Annotated in this window: 1 protein-coding gene; it reads right to left on the bottom strand. The window is 38.2% G+C overall.

Annotated elements, in window-relative coordinates; all coding sequences use genetic code 11:
- Nucleotides 1–359, bottom strand: a 359-nt coding sequence (locus tag IDG65_RS14375; RefSeq protein ID WP_206174256.1) for an SdrD B-like domain-containing protein, incomplete at both ends; no start/stop codon positions are given.

Here is a 359-nt window from a genome sequence, read left to right on the forward strand (position 1 = left end):
GAATCGCTATCTGAATCTGAGTCGCTGTCTGAATCTGAGTCGCTATCTGAATCTGAGTCGCTGTCTGAGTCTGAGTCGCTATCTGATTCTGAATCGCTATCTGAATCTGAGTCGCTATCTGATGTATCTTCTTCGAAGTATCCGTTATCAAGTGTGAAATCATCATGATCCGTAATTGTTACGTCAACTTCGCCACCATCTGCATCTTTATCATCTTCAGTTGTATTTGTACCTGTTTGTGTTAAGCCAGCAGGCTTTTCAAAAATAACTTTGTATTTACCGCTATCTAAATTATCGAAACGATATTTACCATTTTCATCTGTTGTAGTTGTTCCAATTACTTCGCCTTTTTCATTTAA

This window comes from Staphylococcus sp. EG-SA-17, assembly GCF_017151845.1.
In the GTDB taxonomy this organism is placed as follows: Bacteria; Bacillota; Bacilli; order Staphylococcales; family Staphylococcaceae; genus Staphylococcus; species Staphylococcus aureus.